Source organism: Leifsonia sp. NPDC014704, assembly GCF_043083605.1.
Lineage (GTDB): Bacteria > Actinomycetota > Actinomycetes > Actinomycetales > Microbacteriaceae > Leifsonia.
Window position 1 is genome coordinate 1 of sequence record NZ_JBIBYW010000005.1, and the last position, 21,620, is coordinate 21,620.

The following is a 21,620-nucleotide window of genomic DNA, read 5'->3' on the forward strand; positions in this document are numbered from 1 at the left end:
CTTTTAATCCGCGGGTCGTGGGTTCGAGCCCCACCGGGCCCACCCTTAGAAACTGTTGGCCGAGACGCCCCATGGAGGCCACCCCGAATCGGGGCAGGTATAGCCAACCCGACAGCCATTAGCCATTCCCGACAGCCATTGGCCCGAAGGAGACAGCTCGGTACACTCGCGACATGGCTCTTGAACACCCCGCGCCCCGCTCCACAGCGGCGCAGATCGGCCGCGTCCTCGTCTGGGTCGGCCTCGCCCTCGCCGTCGTCGGCATCGTCTGGTACCTCGGATACTTCCTCACCCAGGGCGCTCTTGCGCTCCCCGCGCTCGCACTCACGGTCGCCATCGTCGGCGCCGTGGCGCTCGTCGTCGGAATCGTCCTCCGCGGCCGCCGCAGCCGGGCATAGCGCACTGTCGGCGGCCCGGCCTACACTCACCGCGTGAGCAACACCCGTGGCAACGCCGATGGCTTCAAGGGTCAGTACCCGACCACCGAGGACGACTGGGTCGTGAAGGCCTATCGCGAAGCCGGGATGGAACCACCGTGGCTGCTTGAGTACGAAGACGGCAAGGTGGTCGGTCCCAGAGATCCGAGGGACGACACGGCACCGCGACACGAGGCCTAGTTTTTGTCTAGTCCCGCTTGACTTGTTTTGTCTAGTCGCACTAGACTAGAATCATGGCGAAGGAAGAATCCACCCAGAAGGTCGTGAAGCGGCTCCGGGACGCGGGCTTCGAGCGGGTCCGCACGAAGGGCAGCCACAGCGTCTGGAAGAACGGCAGCGTCCAGGTGACCGTGCCGGACGGACACAAGACCATCTCGGCCGGAGTGGTTCGGAAGATCGACGAGAAGATTGCGGAGGCCCAGAAGTGAAAACCTACGACGTCACTGTGACCCGCGAGGGTAAGTGGTGGATGGTGGCCATCCCCGAGCTCGACGGACTCACCCAGGCTCGCCGCCTCTCCGAGGTGCCCGAAATGGCGCGCGAGTACATCGCCGTCACAGAAGACATCCCCCTCGAGGAGGTCGACGTCGTCGTCACCTTCGACCGCATCGGCGGCGTCGTCGAACTCCACCAGGCGCTGGACACCGTGCGCGATTTCCGCGAGGCGGCCATGCTCCTCAACGAAGCTGCCTCGCACATTTCCTCGCAACTGGCTAAGCGCCTTTCCGACGAAGGACTCACCGTCCGCGACGTCGGAACCGTCCTCGGAGTCTCGCACCAGCGGGCCCAGCAAATCCTCTCCGCTCCGACGCCCCGAGAAATAAACCTCAACGAGATCCGCGTACTTTCCTCGATGGACGCTCTCCTCGGCGGCATCGGCGACCTCGGCGAGCCCCAGCGGCACGTCATCCTCGAGCCACTCGACCGCACGCCGGCGCCGCAGGACATCGTCGACCGACACCGCGTCCGCCCCTCGTAGCGACGACGAGAGAGCCCCGGCCCACCCTTCGCGGGTGGGCCGGGGCTCTTGTGCATGGCGGCGGCGGTGCTCGCCGCGGGTGCCTGTCAGTCGGCGGTGCTTTCGGCGGCCGAGGGTGGCGTCCCGGCGGCGGGCTGGTCGGGGTCTGCGGGCGTCACTGCGGCGGGCGTGGTCTGTGCCTGCGCCTTGGGGACGGAGCCGAGGCCGATGCTCGTGAGCCACTGGTCGACCGCCGGGATGGCCATGACGCGGGCGATTGCTCCGGCGGTGGCCGTGACCGCGCCGGCGAACGCGACCAGGGCGATGTAGACCTGGGAGTCGACGGGAAGACCGAGCGCCTCGATGATCTTCGGGAGCACGAGCGCGAAGGCGAGGAAGGCGGGGATGCCGACCTGCACGATGGTTCGGAGGACGCGCTGTCCCTTGTTGACGATGTCGGGTACGGCGAGGTGCTTGCTCACTGTGAGCCTCCATTCGGAGTCGGGGCGCAGGCGTAGGTCGGCGCCGAGGGGTCGAAGGGTTCGGTGCGGGTGCACGTGTAGGGGATGCCGAGCGCGTCGGTGTAGGTCCATGAGAGCGGGGGCTGTCCGTCCGTGCCCGGCGGGCCCTGGGCGCCCGTCGCGCCGGCGGGGCCCGGCTGGCCCTGCGGTCCGGGCGCTCCGTCGGCGCCGTCGGCTCCGGGGGCTCCGTCAGCGCCGGGAGATCCGTCGGCGCCGGGCTCGCCGGTCGGGCCGGTCTGTCCCGGCACGCCGATGTCGCCCTTGTCGCCCTTCGCTCCCGTCTCGCCGGTCGGGCCGGCAGCGCCCACAGGGCCGGCCGAGCCGACTGGTCCCGGTATCAAGGCGGGCGGTGGAGCGGACGGCTCACAGCTGGACGCCTCCGCGCAGTCGCCGTAGAGCCGCGAGTACTGGGTGAAGAGACGGTCGTACTTCGCGCTCAGCGAGTCGTACCGTTTCGCCCCGGTGTCGATTCGGCCCTGCTGGACCGAGAACGCGAGGCCGATTGAGACGGTCGCGATCAGGACCAGGAAGACCGGCCACACCCATTTCCACGAGCGACGAATCATCCGCCGACTCCTCTCTGCAGCAGCGCCCACAGGGCGAGCGCGGCTGCGGGGAGACCGACGACGAAGCCCAGCCCCCACCGGACCCACAGTCCGACGACGGCGTTCTTCGCTCGAAGCTCCTCCTCGACCTTCTCGCGCATGTCACGCTCTTCCTTCACCGCGACGACGCGCGCCGCGCGCTCGCGCTCGATGTCGGCGACACGAGCAGCGCGCTCGTCGGCGATGTCCTGGACGAGCGCGGCGTGCTGCTCATCCCGGCGCCGACGTTCGGCCTCGAACGCGTCTTGCGAAACGAGCCGGTCCAGCCGGTCGTTCGTCTCCCGACGGAATGCCGCGATGTCCTCGCGGATCATCTGGAACAGGCTGGGCTCTTCGGCCACGAGTCCCCCTCTCAGGGTTCGAGGGGGAAGGTCAGATGCCGAGCTTCTTGGCGATGGCTGCGAGCTGCGCGGCGTTGTCACTCTCGCGCGACCAGGAGTATCCGACCGGGTGTCCGCCGAAGTGATACGCCTGGTTCACCGGGATGCGCAGCATGTCGAGCTGGGCGTTGAACTCCGTGGTCGTGACGTTGTGGACGCCGTCGAAGGTGGCCAGGTTCGCCTTGGCCACCGCGAGCGCGGCCGGGTTGGGGATGTGCGCGATGAACTCCGGAGCGACGATATAGACCGGGTTGGGCTTCACGTCGACGACCTGGATGATGGACATTACATCCTCCTGCATTTGCGGTTTGGGTAGAGGGGTTGCGTTGAGCCCGGCGACGGCTGTTCCGGGTGGGGTGAGGCATTCCCAGTGCCAGTCCTCGCCGGAGGCCTTGCCTGTCGCCCAGCTGAATCCGTACTCGGCGGCGTGAGCGAGCATCCACGCCCACGCCTTCTTGTCGAGCTGCGAGATGTTGAGGTCGACGGCGCGGGCCCAGCCGTGGTTGGACGTCTCGGGGATCGCCGCGACCGCGACGCCGGGCTTCTTAGTCCAGTAGGAGCCGTTCCACCAGAGGCCGGTGTTGTATGCGACCTTCGTGTAGCGCTCCGTGAAAAAGTCGATCTGGATGGAAGCGGGCCGGTATGCGGAGGAGCCCGGAGCGGGCTGGAGGTCGAATCCGACGTCTCGCCGAATGGCGGCTTGCATCCGCTTGAATTGTGCGGCCGCGGTCGGCTCGAGGTAGTCGCCACGGCCAGACACGTCGACGAGGAGGAGCCTGTCTATCTGTCCGTTCTTTTGCGTGCCCCACTGCAGGTTGATCATCGGATACTCCTACTGATCGGCGGGGAACGGCGCGAGGACGATGGACTGTAGGGTCGCGCTGAGCACGCCGCCAGGACGAATGCCGCCGTCGGGGTAGATGTCTACCGACGTCACCGAGCCGGAGCTGATTGCGACGGCGGGCGACGACACGACCGCCGCAGGCCGGAAGCCAGCGGGGAGCGTGAAGATGGGGAACGTCCCGGATGTCTGTCCACCCTTGATAGCTCCCTGCACATAGACGATTCCGTTGAGCCGGCGGAATCGCGCAAGCTGGTACGAGCCTCCGAAGTTGACCCAGTTGCTCTGGAATGCGGGCGCCGTCCCACCCGACCCGACGAGAATCCAGCCGGTGTCGTCGAAGATTCGCACCCAACTTCCGCCGCGGTACTTGTACGTGAAGCCGTCGGTGGTGTCCTCCCACTCGAGGCCCTCCCAGACGTCCTTCCCGGTAGACGTGGTCCGGCCGGTGTTGCTCCCACCGGGACCGGTCGCGGTACCGACCGCGGGGCCGACCTTCCTGTTCCCGGTGAACGCGGCATACTTGCCGAGCTCGGTGAGATCCGCCGCGTCGGCGGGGACACCAGTGCCGAGGTACTCAGGTTCGTTCTTCAGGCCGGAGTTGTCGCGTGCCATGTGGGCCTCCTAGTAGACGCTGGTAATGCGGATGCGGCCGGAGAGACCGTCCGCGGCGAGCGAGTTGAAGATGCTGTTACCGCCGTGGTTGATGCCGACTCCGGCGGACCCTCCGCCGGCCTTCAGCGCGTCACCGACGGATGTTGGGAGGTCGAGGTCACCGGTGGTCGCGGGGAGGCCGCTGGTGAACGTCGTGAGCGCGGGCGCCCCGCCGGGCTTGGAGGGGTGCGGGTGGAGGGCGTAGTTCGGGTTCGCGCCGCCGATGCTCGCCGGGGACAGGTAGAGGAGCACCCGCTTGATTTGGGCCGTGGCGGGAATGGTGTCGGCGATCTTCGTGCCGTAGAACCAGGCCCCGAAGTTGGTGTCGCCGGCGCGGACTTGCGGCGTCCACCATCCGCTTCCGGCGCGGTAGGAGCCCGCGTCGATGGCGTAGAAGTCGTCTACGTGCGTGGTGGTCGCTGGGGCGGGCGGAGCGGGCGGTGCGGGCGGTGGTGGCGAGGTGGACATGAGTGACGCGAAGGGGCCGCCATGCCAGGCGAGCTTCATCACCTGGCCCGCCGACGGGGTCGAGCCGGAGTAGGGCGCGGTAACGGTGCCGAGGGCGGTGGTCAGGGTGGCGATGCCGGAGGCGACGCTCACGACGGTTCCGCGGTCGGGCTTCGGGGTTACGGGTCCCATGACGAAGTACTTGTCGTCGATGGCCCACACCCAGACGATTTCGTTGACCTCGGGGAGGTAAGCCGTTCCGAGGTCGGCCGGGATGCGGCCGCCGCCGACATCGACGGTGTAGCCGGACGCGGCCGCGGCGACGAAGGTGCCTTGCAGCACTCGCACGCGGGACTTCGCGCCGATGAGCTTGAGGAGGACCTCGGACTCGTCGCTCATGGGTTCACCACCACCGAAAGCTTTTGCGTCGCTCCACCGCTTCGGGCGATGTCGGTCACCCGGGCTGTGAAGGATTGGCCGAGACGGTTGACCTTCACGACGTCACCGACCTCGCGCAGCGGATTGAAAATCTCCTCGACCTCGTAAGTCAGCGAGCGGAGCCGCGACACACGTGGAAGCTGTTGCGTCGCATACGCCGCCGCCTGTGCTGACGTGGTGATGTAGTCGGAGGAGTAGTAGTACGGCTTCCGCCGGAACGGGCTCATGGAGCCGTCCGGGTTCTTGGCCCGGAGCGGGCCCTCCGTGAGCTCGCGGCCGGCCAGGACGATCTGCGACCCGTCGGCGGCCTTGCCACGGACGACGACGGCGTTGTAGACGTCTTCGTTCGAGAGGGTCGGCACGACGTCGACGAGCGTGCCGCCGTCCGGGTCGATGTCCTTCGAGTTGATGGTGTCCACCGGTGCCGGCCACACGTTCGGACGCATGGCGGCGGTCCCGTCGGGGGTGAGGTAGGCGACGGCGTCGAGTACCGTTGCGAGGTCGTAGCAGGCCTGCAGCTTGTCCTCCTGGTAGGCGACCGTCGCCGGGATGGGGGCGTCCGGGACCGTCCGCGTGACCGGGAGACCGGTGAGCCGCTGGTACTCCCTCCACACGCTCGTCAGGTCCGGCGCCGAGCCCGGGGTGTCGAACCGGTCCTGCTGAACCCCGAGGAAAAGGTCCTTGAGTGTGAGGTCGATGCTGTCTCCGGCGCTCACAGTGACGCCGTTGAACCGGTAGCGGTTCGTCCTGATCGAGGGGGTGTCGGCGATGAGGTACTTCCCCATGGCAACTCGCTCCTGGAACGCGTCGCCGACGGACACGATGACGGACACGGCGACCTGGGTGCCAAATGGCGCGAGGAGGTCGCCGATCTGGGAGGGCGCGATAGACCGAGCGAAGTCGTCCTGATAGAGGATGGTGCACTCGCCGGTGCTCTGCACGAGCGAGGACCCGGAGTCGCGAAAGTTCGGCGCGGTGACGGGGACGTCCTGCATGACGCGGGCGCCGTTGAAGACGATATCGGCGACCCAGCGCCAGTCGAAGGACCCGGTGAGGGCGCCCTTGAGCGCCGGAGATCCGAACCTCATCCGGCGAGCCCCGCCTTCGAGAAGTCGGTGTCGCGTGCCAGACGGCTGCTGTACGCGGCGGAGCGGGCCGCGCGGGTCGGGAATGCGGCGTCGAGGTCCATGCGCCGCAGAATCGGGATGATGAGGCCCGGCGACGGCGGCGCAACCTCGTCCACGACGAGGTTGAAGGTGGTCTGCTGGTTGATGTAGTCGGTCGATTCGCGGAGCTCGCGGACGGACGCATAGAGGACCCGAGGGATCGGAACGGGCTCGAGCGTCCGGACGCACAGAATCGCGGGGAACTGGGACGTCTCGTAGTCGCCGAACATCGACCGGAACTCCGCCGCGTCGGCGTAGTTCTGACACTTCACCACGAGCTTCATGCCCTCGATGCCGTGCCGACGCGAGCCAATGCGGGTTCCGACGGCCGCCCCCTCTGGATAGCGGACGTCCCCCGGGAGGCCGTAGATGATTTCGTCCGCGGTGAGCGCGTCGAGCGGGGCCGCGACGGCGAGCGTCGGCTTCAGCGGCTGGGTAATGATGCCGTACGAGGCGTCCGGGACGACGGACGCCGGCACAGTGACCTGCGCGGCGTCCGTCGAGCCGAGAGGGTTACCCGCCGCGTCGAACATGTCCGCCCGGTACGACGACGGCACGCCCACTGCGGGCGCGTAGTCCATGACCGCGGCACCGCCGAGCGCGAATAGCGCAACTCCGCCGTTCACCTTCTGCGAGCGCCCGCCGACCACCCGCGTCACGTTGATCGTCTGCGTCCCCGCGGCGAGCGCGGTGAAGGTGACGAGCACGCGCGGACAGGGGTTCATGTCCGCGGATACGGTCAGCGTCGGCGCGTACGGCATTAGTTCGTCCCCTTCTGCTGCCCGGTCGAGAGCGACGTCTTCCGCTGTTGCGAGGCGCGCTCGACGCGAACGTCCACGTATTGGAGGAGGTCGACTCCGCCCTTCGACTGGACGACGACGTTGAACAGGGCGCCCGCCTCGGTCCCGGCCGCCGGCGCGGCCGAGGCGAACGTCGGCGCGACGGGCGCGCTTGCGGACGCGTAGAGCCCAGCGCCGGAGTGGAGGGCTTCACGGAACCGGTAGACGGCCGCCTGTCCGCCCATTGCCTGGACGTCGGCGGCGTCGAGGACGTGCTCGCCGTTCGAGAGGCGGCGAATGACCATGTCGTCCCGCGGGCCGCCGGGTCCGTAGATCGCGCCGCCGTCGGCGTTGCCCTTGAAGCGGCCGTCAGTGGTCGAGAAGGTCCCGTCGATGTAGTAGGTGATGCGCTTGCCGTTGTACGTCTGATAGACGTTGTTGAGCGAGTCGCGCATCGCGTCGATGCCGGAGATCGTTGCGGAGTACCGGAGGTCCTTGGGCGAGGCGGCGTACTTGTTGACGAAGTCGTCGAGCGCCTGGCCCGAGAGCCCGAACTGGCTGCCGAGATCAGCGAGGCGCTGGCGGCCGGACGCCAGAATGTCGTTCGACTGTGCGACGCTCCCCGAGGCGGCGAGCTGCTTCGCGGTCCAATCGTTCAGCGCGCCGGCTGCGTCGATCAGGTTCGACATGTTGTCGCGACCCTCTTGCGTGCTGAGGTCGAGGCTCGCGTTGAACCCGTCGAGGGTGTCGTGGGCCTTCTCGTAAGCGTCCTTCTGGTCCTGGAGGGTGGAGACGACGTCGGCGGCCGCCTGCTCGAACGCGATTTGCGCCTGGGTCGCGTCAACCGCCGGCTTGTTGAAGTTCGAGATGGCCTCGGCGAGGTCGCCGATCTTCCCGGAACTGTCCTTCGCCGCCGCCCCGATATCGCCGAGAGACGTGGAGGTGTCGTGCGCGGTCTGTGCGGTGTCACCCTGGGCGAGGGAGAGCAGGCGGTTTTGGTTCGTGAGCTCGTTCGACGTCGAGACATTGATACCCATCTCGTTCGCCTGGTCGACGAGTGCCTGCTTGTAGTCCGGCATGGTCGACAGAAGGCGCCAGAGCTGCTGGTGGCTCCCGTCGGTGTCGGCGGCGAGCGTGCGGAACGCCTCCTGCGCGGACGGGAGGTCGTCCTTCGCGAGGGTGCCGAGCTGAGTGCCGATCTTCCGAAGCGCGTCGAACGCCCCGAAGTACTCGCTCCCACTGAACCGCGACCACACGTTCCGCCACTGTTCCGCGCTCTGGTCGAGGATGTTGTCGAGGTCGCCGAACTGCTTCTTCAGGTCGACGAGCGGGAAGCTCACGTCGTACCCCTTGGACGCCGTCGCGAACACCTGCTGCGCGCTCGTGGCGGTCTTCAGGCTGTTCGTGATCTCCTCCCCCGACGCCTTCAGCGAGTCGAGGTACTTCGAGAGGATGTCGACGCCGACGACGGCGCCCGCGAGGGCCACGCCCCAGGGCCCCGAGAGGAAGCTCGCGACCTTCCCGAGCGCGGAGCCGGCGCGGCCTGCGGTCGTCTGTAGCGTGCCGACCGCACCCGCAACGCCGGGGATGTTCGACTTGGCGAGCACGTCGAGGGCCGCGTTGAACTCCACGATCTTCGGCACCGCGAGGAAGAATGCCCCACCCGCGAGACCTACGACCGCCACGAGCGCGCCCACCGCGAGCGCGGTCTGCTGAACGAAGGGCGGGGCGCTCGCGAGAGCGGAGACGAAGTCGGTGACCATCTGCACGCCGGCGCGGAGCGGGCCGTCGGCGGCGGACCCGGCCTTGATGAAGAGCGTGTCGAAGGCGCCGCCGAGCTGTTCGAGGTCGCCGGAGAGGTTGTTCAGGCGGAGGCGTGCGGTCTCGGCGGCGTAGCCCTGGTCGTCGACCGCGGCGACCCACTTGCCGATGCCCTGTGCACCCTGGTCGTACACGACAGACGCCGCGCGGACGGCGTCGGAGCCGAAGATGACGGAGAGGGCGCTGTTGCGCGCCTCCGGGGTGAGGTCCTTCAGCGCGGTATGCAGGATGCCGGCGAACCGAGACATGCCGACGAAGTTGCCGGCCGCGTCGTACGCGCTGATCCCCAGGTCCTGCATCATCTGACGCGCCTGGTCGGACTGAGGCGTGAGCCGCTGGAGCATCGTCTTCAGCGACGTACCGGCGTCCGAGCCGAGGAGGCCGGCAGACGCGAACGCGGCGAGCGTGCCGGTGGTCTCGTCGATGCTGAGGCCGGTCTGCTTCGCGACGAGGCCGCCCTGGTTGAGCGCCATGGAGAGGTCCTGGACGGAGCCCTGAGCCTTCCCGGCGCCCGCCGCGAGGAGGTCGGCGACGTGCGGCACGTCCTTCCCCGCGAGACCGAACTGGGTGACAGCCGTTGCGGCGATCTGTGCCGCGTCGGCCACGTCGAGACCGCCGGCTGCGGCGAGGTTGAGCGCCCCGTCCAGGCCGCCCGCGAGGATGTCCTTGGTGGAGACGCCCGCCTTCGCGAGCTCCTCGATGGCGTTCGCCGCCTCGGTGGCGGAGTAGACCGTGCGGGCGCCGGCTTCGAGTGCAGCGTCCCGGAGGAGCTGCATGTTCGACGTCGTCTCGTGCGTGGCCGCCTGCACGTACGACATTGCCTGGTCAAACTCGGCGAACTTCGCGACCGCGAGTCCGACGCCGGCGCCCGCCGCGACACCGATGGCGAGGAGTCCCTTGCCGATGGTGTCGGACTGGTCCTTGAACGAGGTGCCGAGCTCGTCGGAGGCCTTCTTCGCCTGGGCGAACTTGGCGGCGAAGCCGCTCACCTCAGCGAGGAGGGTTACCTTGATGACGCGGTCCATCGGCGGCGGCCTCCCTGCTGTTGAGTTGTTCTGCTGCGGCTCCGGCTACCGCTCGACGCGGCGGGTGCGCCACACGCGGGCGGGGCTGAAGTTCTCGCCGGAGTACTCCGGCTGTGACTGCTTCGCGTTGGCGGCGTCGCACGCGAAGCACCGCACGGGGTCATCCGCCTCGTAGCGGTACATCCCGTCGCGGTTGTCCGGGTTCGCGTCGAAGCTCGAGGACTCGGACAGCGGGTGCCCGCACGTATGGATGTCGGCTTCGTGCGTGAGGAGCGCGGCCGCGAGCTCGTAGGACTCGTCGTCCCATTCGGACTCGCGCTCGGTGATCGACCGCACGAGCCGCCCGTCGGCGTCGTATTCGTGAACTGTCGTCGACTTCGGCTCCCACCCCCAGAGGCGGCGGGGTGCTACTCCCCAGTCGCGGGCGACTCGGACGTCTCGGAGAAGTCGGGGGTCCTCTCGGAGACGGGTGACAAAAAATCCACGCCACGCTGCCCCTCGCGGCGGTTCACGGTGATGATGGCCTCGGCGATGCGGTCGTGGTCGCCGTCGGTGAGCGCGAGCTCGATGGCGTCCCACTCGGCCTCGGTGACCTCGTTCTCGCGGCCCTGCTCGTCCACGTGGACACCGGTGCGGCGCGCGACGAACATGAAGAATGCCTGGGTGTTGAAGCCGCTCGCGAGGTCGATCTGGTTGCCCTTGCGCGGTGGGTTCTGGATGATGAACTTGTTGTACTCGCCGAACGGAACGCCGGTGAAGCGGAGGGTGACGGACTCGTCACGCATCTCCTTCTCGATTTCGTCCACCTTGCGCTGCGCGGCGGCCGACGGGCTCTGGCCGAGGCGCGCGTCGGTGGCGCGGCCTTCCTTCTCAGCCTGGAGCGCGCGGACCATCTCGGCCATGGCCTCGTCGCGGCGGAGCGAGAGCTCGCCGTTGAGGCAGATGGTGACGTCGCGCTGCGGGAACTTCCGGGCGCTGAGCTTCTCGGAAAGGGTCGACATGGTTTCCTCCCACGGAATTGCCCCACGGTGAAAAGGTGACCTGCGGCCCGCCGCCCGTGGGGGCACGCGGCGGGCCGCAGGGGTATTAGGCGCCGGCGACGAGCTGCTTGAAGCGCTGGACGGGGCCGGTGATGAAGAGCTTCTGCTCGATGCGGTCCACGGCGTTCGCCTCCGGCGGGAGCACCTTCTGCTCGCCGGCGGTGAACGGCCAGAGCTCGTACCAGTCACCGGTCTCGAAGGCGTCCTCGTTCGGCTTCTGGGTGCGCTTGATGGCGTAGCCCTTGGTTCCCTCCGCGAGCGCGAGGCGGGCCTCGTCGTCGGTGGGCTCGTCGAGGTTGAAGACGTAGCGGACGGTGAGGCCGACGCCGGTCTTGCGGCCGGGCTGCTCGAAGTCCTGAGTCGAGCAGAGGCGGGAGTCGGTGATCGACCCCTGGTCTCCGGCCGGCGCCCACCCGTCGCTGGTGAGATAGCAGGAGATGTCCTTGCCGGCGACCGCCTCGGGGACGGTCACGGCGGCGGGGTCGGCGACGGCCGAGAGGATCGAGACCTTGGTGTTCCCATCCACCGGCACAGATGCGGGCGAGCCCATAGCGGTTACCTTCTTTCGTCTGTTCCCCACGGACTGACTGATTCGGACCACACCAGCCGGTGCTGGTGAGACTTGGGGCGACTACGCGTCGTCGCCGGAGGGCGGCGTAGCCGCGGGCTTCTCGCGGCGCGCTCGCGGCTTGGCGGCCCGCAGCACCGCGGGTTTCGCGTCGCGGGCGGTTGCGGAGCGCGGGAAGCGCTTGAGCTCTTCGTGGATCTCCGGGTCGAAGGCCTGCTCGTGCACGTCGTACATGTGGCGCGTGCGCTTGTCCTTCACGCGGATGAACGGCTTCTCGGCCATGGCGGGCTCTCCCTACTTCGGTGTCGTGCGGACGGCGTAGGTGTCGTCCGAGTACCACTGGTTGGGCGTGACGGTGCGGTCACGCTCGATCTGGTTCGACTCGACCTGGCGCACGGGCCACGTGCTCGCGCCGTCGACCGCGAGTCGCTGGTTCAGCACGGTCGCGGTGACTTCGAGCGCGAGGTTCCCGGCCGCGGTCGGCGAGTTCGAGACGCACTGGACCTGGAATTCGTAATCGGTAGCGCGCTGCCGGAAGTCGAGCCGCTGGTCGGGCGTCGGGTCGGTGCGGTCTCCGTTGTCGCGGAGCACGACGACGAACGGCACCGGGCGCGGCTGGTCGTCCATATCCGCGTCGGAGTCGAAGACGATGTCCGCGAGCCGCGGGTTCGAGCGGAGCTTGGCGAGGAACGCCTCGTGCACGCTCACCACAGGTCGCTCGCCGCCATTGCGAGGCCTCGGACGTAGTCGGCCACGTTGGACTTCGCGGCGCGGGCGAGGTCCTGGTGGGCGCCGCTCCGGACGCGGCCCGGTGCGTCCTCGAGCACGCCGAGGGCGCCCTGGCCGGAGGTCTCGGGGCCGATCTCGGCGCCCGGCCCGCGGAGGCCGTAGGTCATGTCGTAGGTGATCTTCGCCGCGTAGCCACGCGCACGTCGACCGGCGCTCTTCCGCGCGTTCTTCCGAGCGTCGTCCTTGATTTTCCGGGCGGTGACTTCGGTGGCCTTCTGCACGTTGCGGGTGACGCGCACGCCCGTCCGACCGAGATCGGTCGAGAACACGCGCAGGTCGTCGGATACGATGCTCACGAGACCTCCTCGACGGGGTAGCGGCGCGCGGTCATGTACGTCTTGCTGCTGGCGGGGAGCACTCGGAGCTTCGCGCCGACGCGGGTGTTGCTCTCGGGGCCGGCGGCCGTGATCTCAGCGACGCACGACGTCGTGACGCCGGTGGTGCCGGCCGGGAGGTGGAGCTCGAGTTGCCGGGTGGCGATGACCTGGCCGGGCGACTCGCTCTCAGCCGGCTGGATGTCGGAGAATTGGACCTTGCACGGCCCGGTGTAGACCTCGGCGAAGGTGGGCGTCGCCGCGAGCGCGCCGGGCGCCGTCGTCTGTCCGGTCTGCTTGCGGATGACGCACGTGTCGCCCATGGCGGACTCGGCGGCGGCCTGAAGCTCGGGGAGGACGCGGCGGACCTCTTCGCCGAGGTTCACCAGTCCTCGCCGCCCTCGTATATGGGGCGGCCGGCGATGTTGGCGCCGCACGAGCACGTCGTCCCGCCTGGGAACATGAGGTTGCAGTAGGGCGCGTGGACGCCGAGGCCGACGGGGCCGACCATGTCGACGGAGAACGCGCCGGACGGCTCGGTGAGGCCGAGGAAGGTCCACCACTCGTCGAGGATGGCGACCCGCCCCTTGCCTGACCGGTACGTCTTCGAGGCGGAGCCGTCGTCGACGGACACGGTGACCTGCGTGGCGTCGTCGGGCCGCTTGATGTGGGCGACGACCGCCTCGCGGACGACGTAGTCGATCTTCGCCTCGTCGGGCGTCTCGACGCCGAGCTTCTCGACGCGTGCGTCGATGAGCATCTCGGCGTCGTCAATCCAGAGCTCCCACTGCTTCGCGACCAGCGAGTCGGGTTCGGGGGCGGTCTGCCCGAGAGCCACCGCAATTTTCTCGATGTCCACGGTCATGACCGCCCCCTTCCCGTCAGGAGTTCGACTCGTCGTCGGAGTCGTCCGAGTTGTCCTCGTCCTCGTCCGACTCGTCGTCGTCGTCGTTGTCGTCGCTCGGGGCGCCGGTGGCGCCGGTGGCGCCGTCCGTGCCCTCGGGGGCCGGCGTTCCGGACTTCTCCCCGGCCGCGATGGCCGCGAGGATGTCGTCCTTCCTGGTGGCGCCCGCGAGCTCGATACCGCGCTCGTCCGCGTAGGCCTTCAGGTCCGCGACCTTCCACGAGGCGTCGGGCGCTTCGCTTGAGCCGGTCGGCGCCGGAGTGCCCTTGACCGGGGCGGTCGCGGTCGGCTTCGCGCCGACCGGGCCCCATTCGGAGTCGAGCCGGGCGGCCCGCTCCTCGGAGACGTTGACGATGACGCCGGTGCGCGAGTGCTGCAGACGCGGGCTCATGCGAGGTCCTCCAGCACCGCGAACTGGTCGACGAAGACGTACCAGGCGAAGATGACCTCCGCCCGGAAGAGGACCTCGTTGTGGCCGGCCAGGTCGCGACCGGTGTTGTCCGGGTCGCCGAACTCGAGCATGCGGAACGGGAAGGTCCGCTGGACGCCCCACCGGATGCCCTGCTGGAAGTTGCCGACGATGCCGCGGACCTTGTTGTCGGTCGCGTCGCCGTCCTTCGGCTTGCCCGAGACGGTGCTCGACACGGACGCCGCCAGGCCCTCGAACGAGGTCACGTCGACGCCGAGACCGAGCTCGGGGTACTTCTTGCGACCGTCCGCGTAGCGGGCGGTGGCGAGCTTCCACGCGTACGACGGGTCGAACGCGATCCCGGTCGGCTGGTAGCCGTCGCCGATGACCAGACCCGCGGCCGCCTCGACGTCCAGGTCCGCATTCGCGCCCACCTCGACGCGGTTGGTGGTCGCGTTGAGGTAGTTGGTCCACGTGTTGATGGGGTTGCCGGTGCGCGGGTTGATGCGGAAGTACGCGCCGAGGTCGAGACCTCGGGCGAGCGCACGGGCGCACTTCTCCTCGAACTTGTCGAGGATGCCGAGCTGGTAGTCCTCGTCCGCGCCCTTGAACTCGTCGCTCGTGCGGAAATTGACGACCGCCTTGTGCGGCAGGGCGACGACGGAGCCGGGCTTCGCGTCGTCCGCGGACTTCGCGCCGCCCTCCTCGACGAACTCGGCCGTCAGGTCGTCGTCGAAGGTGACGATGTTGACGTCACCGAACCGCATGGGCTCGGAGCCCGACAGGGCCGCGATGGTCGAGCCGGTCTTGCTCTTCTCGACGATCCCGTCCACGATCTGCGTGGGCAGGAGAACGTCGCTGGTGTTCAGGGTGGCCATGGCCGGTGCCTCCTCTAGGCGTCGTTCCCCGTCAGGTCGCGCAGCCACTCACGCTTCGCGTCGTCCTTCGGGGAGGTCTTCGTGCTGGTGGTCTTCGTCCCGCCCTCCTTGGGCGCGACGTTGCCGTGCTTCTTGCGGTCGGCCGCGGCGCCGGCGAAGAGCTTCGCCTGCGCCGTCATGGCGGCCTGGTCGGCACCGGTGAGAATGACCTCGGCGTCGGAGGGCTCGCCGTTCTCGCCCTTCTTCGTGGAGATGCCGTACTCGGCGGCGATCTCCGCACGAAGGGCGTTCGCGGCGGTCGTGGTGAGCGTGGTTTCGAGCTCGGAGACGCGCTGCTCCAGCGTGGTCGCCTTGCCCTTGACCTCGTCGTAGTCGCCGAACCGCTCGGTCGCCTTCCGGCGCTCGTCGGCACGGGCCTTCGACACGAGCTTGTTGACGTCCTCCTGGGTGAAGGTCTTACCCTCGTCGCCGTCGCCGCCCTTGTCGCCGCCGTCGCCGCCGTCTCCTCCGTCGCCGCCGTCAGGCGTCACGACGTAACGGAACCAGGGGCGGTGGTAGCTGGGTGCGAACTGCGGACCTCGCGCGAACGTGTCGCTTGAGAGGGTGGGGGTGCTCATCGGTGTTCTCCCGTTTCTGTCCCGTCGGACGTATGACCGCGAAGCCGTCGCGTACGGACCCGCCCACGTGGGGCGGGAAGCTAGAGGGTCGTCTTCCCCGTCTCGTCGAAGTAGTCGAGCCACTCCCGGATGGACTCGCGGTCGCGCTCCGACCGCCGCCGGCGGCTCGCCACGTACTGACCCACCGATGCCTCCGGGCCGCGCTCGCCACCCTGGAAGACGGGGACCGCGGTGCACGTGCAATGCGGGTGTGCCGCGAATGTGGCGGTGTCGTGCTTGTAGATGGCGCCGCGGGCGGCGAGGAAGCGACAGAACCGGCAACCGGTGGGCGAGGCCTCCCGCTTCCACCCGACGGACAGCGGGTCGCGCTTCCGATTGGCGAGGATCGTGTCTCGGTACGGCTTCGCCGTCTCGAACTGGACAACCTCGGCGAGGCGCACAGCCGCCTGGTCCTGGCTTCCGTCGAAGAGCGGCGCCGCCGACCACGCCACTGCCCGCCGGATCTTCACCGTCCGATCAGCGACCACGAGCTCGGCCTGCCACCCGTCGGGCACCACGTCGCGCTCGCGGAGGTCCTGGTAGAAGTCGGCGGCGAGTGCGGCCGTGCCAGCCGTGTAATAGCCGATGATCTCCGGCACACCCTCGAGTAGGGCCGCTCGGCGCGCCTCCGGCGACCCGGAGACGCGCTCCAGGAGCGTGCCGGCGGTGTCGACCGCGGCCCCGGTGAGTAGCTGGAGCCCGCGGCGCTGTTCAGCCGGCGACGACATCGGCCTGGGCCGGAGCCGCCGCCTGGGCCGCCGCCGGGCGGAGGTTGGCCACGAGCGCCCGGCCGGCCGCCGCGCGCTCCGCGGCCGCCTTCTGGGCGAGCGCGCGGCTGATCTGTTGCTCGTCGAGGCCGATGAGCTCGAGTCCGACCTCCGTCTCGGCGAGCCACGAGACCGCGGCGAGCTGCTTGCCGCCGGCGTCGGCCTCGGCCGCCCGGGAGAGGTAGATCGGGGAACGCCACTTCGGCGCGATCGACCGCCACTCCTTCGGCACCTCGGTCAGGCCGTTCTGCATGGCGAGGGCGCGGTGCACCGTCTTCCGGATGCCGACCGACCAATCGTCGGTGGCGCCCTCCGCCTCGGCGATGAGGTTCTCGCGGGACGCGGTGTAGGAGTCGCCGGAGGTCGGATTCGCCATGTCGGTGAGGGCGAAGTCAGAGTCGGGGAGGTCCGTCTCGCGAGCCATGAGCTTCGCCAGCGCGTTGAGGTCGGCCAGGTGCGGCTGCGGCGACTGTGCGTCGAACTGCTTGACGTCGGCGCGGGTGTTGTCGCTCTCCTCGGGGTCCGCGTCGGGGATGCCGAACGCTCGACCGAACACCATTTGCCACGCGGGCTTCAGGGAGCCGTCCGGGTTCTTGAAGATGCTCTCGTCCGCCCCGAGGAGGAAGAGCTTCGGGATGGAGTAGATGTCCATGTGCGCTTCGAGCCGGAGGAGTTCACGGAGTGCGGAGTCGACGTGCGACATGACAGCGCGAGTGATGCGTGAGCGGCCCATGCGACGCGAGGCGCGCGGACGGTACACCAGCGGGTCGGCCGGGACGTGGAAGGTGTGCTCCGACCGGTCGACGGTCCACTGGCCGTCGACCTTGTCGGCGTTGATCGTCTCGTTGTCGAGGTAGAGCACGAAGCCCGTGACGCGGTTGTCCTCGCGCGAGGTGACGGAGAGGAGGGAGTCGAGCGCGCGCTTGCGCGTGTTCCACTCTCCGGTCGCGTTGAGGCCGTCCTTCGCGTGCACGAGCACCGGCGGCTCGCCGTCCTCCTCGACACCGCGCGTCGTGATGAGGTAGGAGACGCCGTGAATGAGCGAATCAGTCCGGGCCTGCGCGAGCTCGGACTGGAGGAAGTTCGAGTCCTCGAGCTCGGGCATCCCGAGGGCGTCGAGGTCACCCTTGGGCCAGACGAACTTGTCGATGTTGCACCGGCGGGCGAGCCCGTCCACGCCCTTCGCCGCCCACCCGAGCGCGAGGCCGATGTTCCGATACTGAGGCGGGAGGGTCATGCCGATCTGCTTCACGGCACGGCGTCCGTCGTAGTACGACGACCGGAGGAGGTTGCGACGCTTCTTCTTTTCGAGCTGGTCGAGGAGGAAGCCGAGGGTCACCCGCTCGTCCTCGGTCAGCGCGCCGATTCGGATGGTCTCGCCCATTACAAAACCACCGCCGTCCTCGTTCGATTGCCGTCTGTGCTACTCGTCGGCCGCTTGACCTTCGGGCTCTGTGCGCCCCACAGCGCGAGCGTCTCGCTCACAATTGGGGAGATGTTCGACTCGGCGTCCTTGCGGTTCCACGCCCACGCGCCCGCGAGCGGGCGCTTCCGCGCGACCGAGAGGGCGACGTTCACCTGGGGCTGGTTCGCGTGCTTGACCGATCCGTCACGGATGCCGTCCTGGTACTTCGCGCACGCGATGGCCATGTCCCGGCCTTCGGCGCCCGCGAGCGTGACCTGGATCTTCGTTCCGACGAGGTAGTGCCGGTCGCGCCGTGTCTCGACGAGGCCGCACATCTCGTCGGCGACGACCGCGTAGAGCTTGTTCTTCGCCGCTCGGTCCTTCACCCACTGGACTACCCAGTCGGTGCCCTCGCGCTCCTCGTCGAGCTCGACGTGCCAGAGGCCGTCTGCGCGCTTGCCGGCGAGGCTCACCGTGGCCGTCTTCCGGTCGGGCGGGACGTCGATGGCGAGGGTGAGACGCTCGACGGCCATAGACGCGCCGTCGGCGGCGTCCGACCATGTCTTCGGGTCGATGACTTGCGGGGTGTCGAGGGCGTCCCAGATGCCGAGCGCCTCGCGCTTGAATGAGGCGTCGTTCTCGAGCTGCTCGCGCATGCGCTCCATGGACTCGACGGAGGTGCGTGAGGGGAAGGACGGGTTCGCCTTCGCCCACTGTTCGCGGTCGTCTGGGTCGGCGTCGGAGTCGGCGGAGAACTCGACGTAGACGAGGTTCTTCGCCTTGCCGGAGAGCGCCTTCTCGCGGCGGTTCGTGAAGAACTCGCCGGGGTCCGACGGCCGCGGCGGGGTCCCCATGAAGAACAGGAGCGCGCCGGCCTCGTGCTGAGACTGGTTCGTCGCCGGCACCATGTCTTCGAGTGCCTTCTCGCCGAGGATTTGGGCCTCGTCGAACACCTCGATGTCGACCTTGTCGAAGCCACGGCCGAAGCCCTGCTCGCGGGCGCCGAACATGATGATGGAGCCGTTCTTGAACCGGATCTCCTGCTCGCCGTTCGCTGTTCGGATTCCGTCGTTGCGGCCGGCGGCGAGGTGCGGGCGGATTCGCTTGCGCTTCACCATGCCCTGCATCGATTGGAAGGTCTTCGTCGCGGTACGTGTCCGGTGCGCCGTCCACAGGACGGTCATGCCGGGGAAGATGACGCACAGCGCGATGACGATCATGCCGACGAGGAACGTCTTGCCGACCTGGCGGGGAATCGCGAGGAGGATGCCGCCGACGGTAGCGGCGTACTTCCCGTCCTTTGTCTTGCCGAGGGCGATGGAGCCGAGGCCGTGCTGCCAGGTGTCGAAGGTCACGCCCATCTCGGCGCACTTCGCGACGACGCGCGGCCAGGCGGTCGTCACGATGCCCGGAGGCATCACGACATGCCGCGCAGCTTCAGATAGCCGAGGCGTCGAAGTCTGCGTCGCCGACTTCGGCATGCGATCCGGCCTCCTGAGACTCGCGGGCGTCGTACGCCTCGATCTCGCGGACGGTCTCCATGAGGCGCTTGGTCAGCGCGGCGAGGTCGCGGGGAGGCGTGTTCGGGTTCTCGACGGCGAGGGCGATGCGGTCGCGGGTCGCTTCGAGGAGCTCGCGCGTCGTGCCCGTCCGAGCGGCCTGCGTCACCGTCTTGGGCTTCGGCGGTTCGGGCGGCGTCGCAGCCTTCGCGGCCGTCTTCCGAGTTGTCGTCCGGCGGCGCGGAGCGGGCTTGGGGCCGGTCTCGACGGCGTGCAGGTGCGTCTTTCGCTCGGCCATGGCTCACCGCCTCGCGTGGAAAAAAACGATAGAGAGAGAAACCGCCTGGCCCCGGAGGTCCGGAGCACTGCGCCGTGGGGGGACCTCCCCCACCCCCTCAACGTCCGAGGGACGACGAGGCAAGTCGATCAAGCAAGTGAGCCTGATCGACGCACTATCGGTGCGACGATTCGCGCGCGCTTCGCGCTATTGCACTCGTTGTGTGCCGCCTGCTTGTTGCCGATGACGTCGAGGCCGCCGCGGTGGAGAGGCACGACGTGGTCCACGACGAAGCACCGCTTCTCCGGCCACTTGAGCGCATAGTCGATGGGCTCTCCACAAATGCCGCACGCGGCGGCGGTGCGGCGGATACGGTCCCGGTCCCGGTCCCGCTGAGCCGTGTTACGCGGAGCCTTCGACATGCTTGTCAGTCGGCGCCGATAGAGTCGCGGATGGCCTGCTCGATCACTGCGGTCTCAACAGCGAGAACGAGCGTGGCTCGCACCGTGGTCGGGCCTGCGGGGTTGAGCAGGGTAATCTCCACAGACCCGGGGTCTATCGAGGTGGGGTCGATGCCGGCCGCTTCGAGCACGCGCGCCTCGAAGTCCGGGCCGAGTGAAAGTGCCACGGTCCGACCTCCGCTCGTAAGTTCCGCCTCAACCCCGAGCGTCAACGTTGAGCCGGTCCGTCGCCGTCGACACGAGACCCGAATCTCCAGTGTGCTGGGCGAGGCTCCCGGCCGTCCTGAAGTGGAGGCTGGCGGGCGAGGCGGAAGAAATGCGAGAGGCCCCGTACCTTTCGGTCGGGGCCTCTCGAAGTTCGTCTGGGTGGAGTTCTCCATCCAATGCTCTCACTTTGCGGCATTTGCAGAATTAATGCAAGCAGGCAACGTTTCGGCGTGTCCGGCCCGTAGTATCACGCCATGAACTTCTGGGAGACGGTCGGCGCCACCGTCGTCGCGTTCCTCTTCACAGGCCTGATCGGGTGGGCCGCGTCGCTTGCATGGAAAGCGATCCGCGACTGGTCGAGCCGAGAGCGGCCGGACTTCATACTGACCTACGCGCATCAACAGTGGACGCTCCGGCGGGCACGGCGCTCCGTGGCGTATGCGGTCGAGGGGCACATCTGGCGTGCCGGGGAGGCAGTGCTCCCGCACCCTGGCGAACGGTGGTTCCCGTTCGTGGACGACGCCGACGAGCGGACGACCGCCAGCTTCGAGCTGCAGCGCGGAGACACCTTGGACCTGACTTGGGTGGACGGGAGCCGCCGTAGTGCGTCGCTCGACGTCGTCGGGGATGCCCGGGAGTATCCCATCGTGGCCGCGCCTCAGCCGCGCAAGCGGTGGCGTCGCGTCTAACGCACCATCATCCCGCCGCCTCCTCGTGTGGTCGGTTCGGAAGTAGGCCGAGACGATAGAGCTCCGCGGTTACCTCCGCAGCGAGGTCGCCGATGAGGTAGGCGAGGGGCTCGTGGTCGCCCATAAGGTGCGCGCGTGCTCGGCTGTCCCATCCGGCGACGCAATCCATGAAGTAGAACGCGGCCGCGGCATGCGTTGCCTCGTGGGCGATTGTGCGGGTCGTCAGCTGTCCCGTCCAGAGACGCATGGCGACGACGGGTGTCGTCTCGGGGCGCGGCCACTGGAAGCCCTGCTGGATGGCCACGCCGCCGGCGACGTCGTCGTCCGGGTCGTACGCGCGGTCTCGTGCTTCAGCATGCGCCCGGGCGAGCTCGGCCTGGTCGTCGTATACGTGGACGAACACCTGACGGCGAATCCCGGTCGCCCGCGTCGCCACGCGCGACCGGGCCACCATCGTCATGCTCGAGCCTCGGGCGACTCGGGAAACGGTACGCACTCGCCCTCGTGAAACCGGCACCGGTCGCACTCGGCGTTCGAGCACGGCTCCGGCGTCAACTGCATCCGCTTCCGATACGCGTCCGCCCGAGCGGCCGCCTCGGCCATCGTCGCACCGCCCCGGCGAGCGCGGTCGTAGACGATGTGGGTCCACTCTTCGAGGAGGCGTTGGTCGCGCTCGCGGAGTGTG

The 21,620-nt window shown here is 68.5% G+C and carries 32 protein-coding genes; 5 read left to right on the top strand and 27 right to left on the bottom strand.

Annotated elements, in window-relative coordinates:
• Positions 1–173: 173 nt before the first annotated feature.
• The 4 genes from ACF1AJ_RS20365 to ACF1AJ_RS20380 are packed head-to-tail and all read left to right on the top strand — an operon-like array spanning position 174 to position 1,416.
• Complete coding sequence (locus ACF1AJ_RS20365; protein WP_391508848.1) at positions 174–398, top strand: hypothetical protein; 225 nt, start codon at positions 174–176, stop codon at positions 396–398.
• Positions 399–431: 33 nt separating this feature from the next.
• Positions 432–617 carry a hypothetical protein gene (locus tag ACF1AJ_RS20370; RefSeq protein ID WP_391508849.1) on the top strand — a complete coding sequence of 62 codons (186 nt, stop codon included), beginning with the start codon at positions 432–434 and terminating at the stop codon, positions 615–617.
• 53 nt (positions 618–670) lie between these two features.
• Positions 671–865 (top strand): type II toxin-antitoxin system HicA family toxin, encoded by a 195-nt coding sequence (locus ACF1AJ_RS20375; RefSeq protein ID WP_391508850.1) that lies wholly within the window; start codon positions 671–673, stop codon positions 863–865.
• Complete coding sequence (locus ACF1AJ_RS20380; protein WP_391508851.1) at positions 862–1,416, top strand: hypothetical protein; 555 nt, start codon at positions 862–864, stop codon at positions 1,414–1,416. The genes ACF1AJ_RS20375 and ACF1AJ_RS20380 overlap by 4 nt, the downstream gene beginning before the upstream one ends.
• Positions 1,417–1,502: 86 nt before the next feature.
• Here ACF1AJ_RS20380 and ACF1AJ_RS20385 read toward each other — a convergent pair whose 3' ends face one another.
• The 26 genes from ACF1AJ_RS20385 to ACF1AJ_RS20510 all read right to left on the bottom strand — a co-directional run bounded on the left by ACF1AJ_RS20385 (position 1,503) and on the right by ACF1AJ_RS20510 (position 20,206).
• Positions 1,503–1,877, bottom strand: a complete 375-nt coding sequence (locus ACF1AJ_RS20385; protein WP_391508852.1) for a hypothetical protein — start codon at positions 1,875–1,877, stop codon at positions 1,503–1,505.
• Entirely contained in the window at positions 1,874–2,482 is a 609-nt protein-coding gene (locus ACF1AJ_RS20390) for a hypothetical protein (RefSeq protein WP_391508853.1), read from the bottom strand. Before ACF1AJ_RS20390 ends, ACF1AJ_RS20385 begins: the two co-directional genes overlap by 4 nt.
• Entirely contained in the window at positions 2,479–2,862 is a 384-nt protein-coding gene (locus ACF1AJ_RS20395) for a hypothetical protein (RefSeq protein ID WP_391508854.1), read from the bottom strand. Before ACF1AJ_RS20395 ends, ACF1AJ_RS20390 begins: the two co-directional genes overlap by 4 nt.
• A gap of 31 nt (positions 2,863–2,893) precedes the next feature.
• Positions 2,894–3,724, bottom strand: a complete 831-nt coding sequence (locus tag ACF1AJ_RS20400) for a D-alanyl-D-alanine carboxypeptidase family protein (RefSeq protein WP_391508855.1) — start codon at positions 3,722–3,724, stop codon at positions 2,894–2,896.
• Positions 3,725–3,733: 9 nt separating this feature from the next.
• Positions 3,734–4,357, bottom strand: a complete 624-nt coding sequence (locus ACF1AJ_RS20405) for a hypothetical protein (RefSeq protein ID WP_391508856.1) — start codon at positions 4,355–4,357, stop codon at positions 3,734–3,736.
• Positions 4,358–4,366: 9 nt separating this feature from the next.
• Positions 4,367–5,242: a hypothetical protein gene (locus ACF1AJ_RS20410; protein ID WP_391508858.1), complete on the bottom strand. Its 876-nt coding sequence runs from the start codon at positions 5,240–5,242 to the stop codon at positions 4,367–4,369.
• Entirely contained in the window at positions 5,239–6,369 is a 1,131-nt protein-coding gene (locus ACF1AJ_RS20415) for a hypothetical protein (RefSeq protein ID WP_391508860.1), read from the bottom strand. Before ACF1AJ_RS20415 ends, ACF1AJ_RS20410 begins: the two co-directional genes overlap by 4 nt.
• Positions 6,366–7,208, bottom strand: a complete 843-nt coding sequence (locus tag ACF1AJ_RS20420; protein WP_391508861.1) for a hypothetical protein — start codon at positions 7,206–7,208, stop codon at positions 6,366–6,368. Before ACF1AJ_RS20420 ends, ACF1AJ_RS20415 begins: the two co-directional genes overlap by 4 nt.
• A complete protein-coding gene (locus tag ACF1AJ_RS20425) occupies positions 7,208–10,072 on the bottom strand; it encodes a phage tail tape measure protein (RefSeq protein WP_391508862.1) in 2,865 nt (954 codons plus the stop codon). Before ACF1AJ_RS20425 ends, ACF1AJ_RS20420 begins: the two co-directional genes overlap by 1 nt.
• Before the next feature lie 45 nt (positions 10,073–10,117).
• Positions 10,118–10,408, bottom strand: coding sequence for a hypothetical protein (locus ACF1AJ_RS20430; RefSeq protein WP_391508863.1), 291 nt, complete (start codon positions 10,406–10,408; stop codon positions 10,118–10,120).
• Between the two features lie 71 nt (positions 10,409–10,479).
• On the bottom strand, positions 10,480–11,073 hold the full coding sequence (locus ACF1AJ_RS20435) for a hypothetical protein (protein ID WP_391508864.1): 594 nt from the start codon (positions 11,071–11,073) through the stop codon (positions 10,480–10,482).
• An 85-nt stretch (positions 11,074–11,158) separates the two neighbouring features.
• On the bottom strand, positions 11,159–11,662 hold the full coding sequence (locus tag ACF1AJ_RS20440) for a hypothetical protein (protein WP_391508865.1): 504 nt from the start codon (positions 11,660–11,662) through the stop codon (positions 11,159–11,161).
• A gap of 81 nt (positions 11,663–11,743) precedes the next feature.
• On the bottom strand, positions 11,744–11,962 hold the full coding sequence (locus tag ACF1AJ_RS20445; RefSeq protein WP_391508866.1) for a hypothetical protein: 219 nt from the start codon (positions 11,960–11,962) through the stop codon (positions 11,744–11,746).
• Positions 11,963–11,974: 12 nt separating this feature from the next.
• On the bottom strand, positions 11,975–12,388 hold the full coding sequence (locus tag ACF1AJ_RS20450; protein ID WP_391508867.1) for a hypothetical protein: 414 nt from the start codon (positions 12,386–12,388) through the stop codon (positions 11,975–11,977).
• A complete protein-coding gene (locus ACF1AJ_RS20455) occupies positions 12,385–12,765 on the bottom strand; it encodes a hypothetical protein (RefSeq protein WP_391508868.1) in 381 nt (126 codons plus the stop codon). The genes ACF1AJ_RS20450 and ACF1AJ_RS20455 overlap by 4 nt, the downstream gene beginning before the upstream one ends.
• Positions 12,762–13,169, bottom strand: a complete 408-nt coding sequence (locus tag ACF1AJ_RS20460; RefSeq protein WP_391508870.1) for a DUF6093 family protein — start codon at positions 13,167–13,169, stop codon at positions 12,762–12,764. The genes ACF1AJ_RS20455 and ACF1AJ_RS20460 overlap by 4 nt, the downstream gene beginning before the upstream one ends.
• Positions 13,166–13,648 (bottom strand): hypothetical protein, encoded by a 483-nt coding sequence (locus ACF1AJ_RS20465; RefSeq protein ID WP_391508871.1) that lies wholly within the window; start codon positions 13,646–13,648, stop codon positions 13,166–13,168. The genes ACF1AJ_RS20460 and ACF1AJ_RS20465 overlap by 4 nt, the downstream gene beginning before the upstream one ends.
• 16 nt (positions 13,649–13,664) lie before the next feature.
• On the bottom strand, positions 13,665–14,078 hold the full coding sequence (locus tag ACF1AJ_RS20470) for a hypothetical protein (protein ID WP_391508872.1): 414 nt from the start codon (positions 14,076–14,078) through the stop codon (positions 13,665–13,667).
• Complete coding sequence (locus ACF1AJ_RS20475) at positions 14,075–14,974, bottom strand: major capsid protein (RefSeq protein ID WP_391508873.1); 900 nt, start codon at positions 14,972–14,974, stop codon at positions 14,075–14,077. The genes ACF1AJ_RS20470 and ACF1AJ_RS20475 overlap by 4 nt, the downstream gene beginning before the upstream one ends.
• A 14-nt stretch (positions 14,975–14,988) precedes the next feature.
• A complete protein-coding gene (locus tag ACF1AJ_RS20480; protein ID WP_391508874.1) occupies positions 14,989–15,591 on the bottom strand; it encodes a hypothetical protein in 603 nt (200 codons plus the stop codon).
• Between the two features lie 80 nt (positions 15,592–15,671).
• A complete protein-coding gene (locus tag ACF1AJ_RS20485; RefSeq protein ID WP_391508875.1) occupies positions 15,672–16,358 on the bottom strand; it encodes a hypothetical protein in 687 nt (228 codons plus the stop codon).
• Positions 16,342–17,781, bottom strand: a complete 1,440-nt coding sequence (locus ACF1AJ_RS20490; RefSeq protein WP_391508876.1) for a phage portal protein — start codon at positions 17,779–17,781, stop codon at positions 16,342–16,344. The genes ACF1AJ_RS20485 and ACF1AJ_RS20490 overlap by 17 nt, the downstream gene beginning before the upstream one ends.
• Positions 17,781–19,220 carry a hypothetical protein gene (locus ACF1AJ_RS20495; protein ID WP_391508877.1) on the bottom strand — a complete coding sequence of 480 codons (1,440 nt, stop codon included), beginning with the start codon at positions 19,218–19,220 and terminating at the stop codon, positions 17,781–17,783. Before ACF1AJ_RS20495 ends, ACF1AJ_RS20490 begins: the two co-directional genes overlap by 1 nt.
• Before the next feature lie 19 nt (positions 19,221–19,239).
• Complete coding sequence (locus tag ACF1AJ_RS20500; protein WP_391508878.1) at positions 19,240–19,599, bottom strand: hypothetical protein; 360 nt, start codon at positions 19,597–19,599, stop codon at positions 19,240–19,242.
• Between the two features lie 128 nt (positions 19,600–19,727).
• Positions 19,728–20,000 (bottom strand): HNH endonuclease, encoded by a 273-nt coding sequence (locus ACF1AJ_RS20505; protein WP_391508879.1) that lies wholly within the window; start codon positions 19,998–20,000, stop codon positions 19,728–19,730.
• A 5-nt stretch (positions 20,001–20,005) separates the two neighbouring features.
• Positions 20,006–20,206, bottom strand: a complete 201-nt coding sequence (locus tag ACF1AJ_RS20510) for a hypothetical protein (RefSeq protein WP_391508880.1) — start codon at positions 20,204–20,206, stop codon at positions 20,006–20,008.
• A 294-nt stretch (positions 20,207–20,500) separates the two neighbouring features.
• Between ACF1AJ_RS20510 and ACF1AJ_RS20515 the strand changes: the two genes are divergently transcribed.
• Complete coding sequence (locus ACF1AJ_RS20515; RefSeq protein WP_391508882.1) at positions 20,501–20,935, top strand: hypothetical protein; 435 nt, start codon at positions 20,501–20,503, stop codon at positions 20,933–20,935.
• A 7-nt stretch (positions 20,936–20,942) separates the two neighbouring features.
• On the opposite strand, the gene ACF1AJ_RS20520 is transcribed toward ACF1AJ_RS20515, so the two are convergent.
• Positions 20,943–21,395: a hypothetical protein gene (locus ACF1AJ_RS20520; RefSeq protein ID WP_391508883.1), complete on the bottom strand. Its 453-nt coding sequence runs from the start codon at positions 21,393–21,395 to the stop codon at positions 20,943–20,945.
• Between the last annotated feature and the right edge of the window lie 225 nt (positions 21,396–21,620).

What these genes read in the sequence shown, in the direction of transcription:
- ACF1AJ_RS20375 (WP_391508850.1), top strand. Translation starts at nt 671, where the DNA reads ATGGCGAAGGAAGAATCCACCCAGAAGGTCGTGAAGCGGCTCCGGGAC.
- ACF1AJ_RS20365 (WP_391508848.1), top strand. Translation starts at nt 174, where the DNA reads ATGGCTCTTGAACACCCCGCGCCCCGCTCCACAGCGGCGCAGATCGGC.
- ACF1AJ_RS20435 (WP_391508864.1), bottom strand. Translation starts at nt 11,073, where the DNA reads ATGTCGACCCTTTCCGAGAAGCTCAGCGCCCGGAAGTTCCCGCAGCGC.
- ACF1AJ_RS20520 (WP_391508883.1), bottom strand. Translation starts at nt 21,395, where the DNA reads ATGACGATGGTGGCCCGGTCGCGCGTGGCGACGCGGGCGACCGGGATT.
- ACF1AJ_RS20485 (WP_391508875.1), bottom strand. Translation starts at nt 16,358, where the DNA reads ATGTCGTCGCCGGCTGAACAGCGCCGCGGGCTCCAGCTACTCACCGGG.
- ACF1AJ_RS20475 (WP_391508873.1), bottom strand. Translation starts at nt 14,974, where the DNA reads ATGGCCACCCTGAACACCAGCGACGTTCTCCTGCCCACGCAGATCGTG.
- ACF1AJ_RS20410 (WP_391508858.1), bottom strand. Translation starts at nt 5,242, where the DNA reads ATGAGCGACGAGTCCGAGGTCCTCCTCAAGCTCATCGGCGCGAAGTCC.
- ACF1AJ_RS20495 (WP_391508877.1), bottom strand. Translation starts at nt 19,220, where the DNA reads ATGCCTCCGGGCATCGTGACGACCGCCTGGCCGCGCGTCGTCGCGAAG.
- ACF1AJ_RS20440 (WP_391508865.1), bottom strand. Translation starts at nt 11,662, where the DNA reads ATGGGCTCGCCCGCATCTGTGCCGGTGGATGGGAACACCAAGGTCTCG.
- ACF1AJ_RS20425 (WP_391508862.1), bottom strand. Translation starts at nt 10,072, where the DNA reads ATGGACCGCGTCATCAAGGTAACCCTCCTCGCTGAGGTGAGCGGCTTC.
- ACF1AJ_RS20465 (WP_391508871.1), bottom strand. Translation starts at nt 13,648, where the DNA reads ATGACCGTGGACATCGAGAAAATTGCGGTGGCTCTCGGGCAGACCGCC.
- ACF1AJ_RS20505 (WP_391508879.1), bottom strand. Translation starts at nt 20,000, where the DNA reads ATGTCGAAGGCTCCGCGTAACACGGCTCAGCGGGACCGGGACCGGGAC.
- ACF1AJ_RS20500 (WP_391508878.1), bottom strand. Translation starts at nt 19,599, where the DNA reads ATGGCCGAGCGAAAGACGCACCTGCACGCCGTCGAGACCGGCCCCAAG.
- ACF1AJ_RS20470 (WP_391508872.1), bottom strand. Translation starts at nt 14,078, where the DNA reads ATGAGCCCGCGTCTGCAGCACTCGCGCACCGGCGTCATCGTCAACGTC.
- ACF1AJ_RS20490 (WP_391508876.1), bottom strand. Translation starts at nt 17,781, where the DNA reads ATGGGCGAGACCATCCGAATCGGCGCGCTGACCGAGGACGAGCGGGTG.
- ACF1AJ_RS20445 (WP_391508866.1), bottom strand. Translation starts at nt 11,962, where the DNA reads ATGGCCGAGAAGCCGTTCATCCGCGTGAAGGACAAGCGCACGCGCCAC.
- ACF1AJ_RS20480 (WP_391508874.1), bottom strand. Translation starts at nt 15,591, where the DNA reads ATGAGCACCCCCACCCTCTCAAGCGACACGTTCGCGCGAGGTCCGCAG.
- ACF1AJ_RS20515 (WP_391508882.1), top strand. Translation starts at nt 20,501, where the DNA reads ATGAACTTCTGGGAGACGGTCGGCGCCACCGTCGTCGCGTTCCTCTTC.
- ACF1AJ_RS20390 (WP_391508853.1), bottom strand. Translation starts at nt 2,482, where the DNA reads ATGATTCGTCGCTCGTGGAAATGGGTGTGGCCGGTCTTCCTGGTCCTG.
- ACF1AJ_RS20405 (WP_391508856.1), bottom strand. Translation starts at nt 4,357, where the DNA reads ATGGCACGCGACAACTCCGGCCTGAAGAACGAACCTGAGTACCTCGGC.
- ACF1AJ_RS20420 (WP_391508861.1), bottom strand. Translation starts at nt 7,208, where the DNA reads ATGCCGTACGCGCCGACGCTGACCGTATCCGCGGACATGAACCCCTGT.
- ACF1AJ_RS20415 (WP_391508860.1), bottom strand. Translation starts at nt 6,369, where the DNA reads ATGAGGTTCGGATCTCCGGCGCTCAAGGGCGCCCTCACCGGGTCCTTC.
- ACF1AJ_RS20400 (WP_391508855.1), bottom strand. Translation starts at nt 3,724, where the DNA reads ATGATCAACCTGCAGTGGGGCACGCAAAAGAACGGACAGATAGACAGG.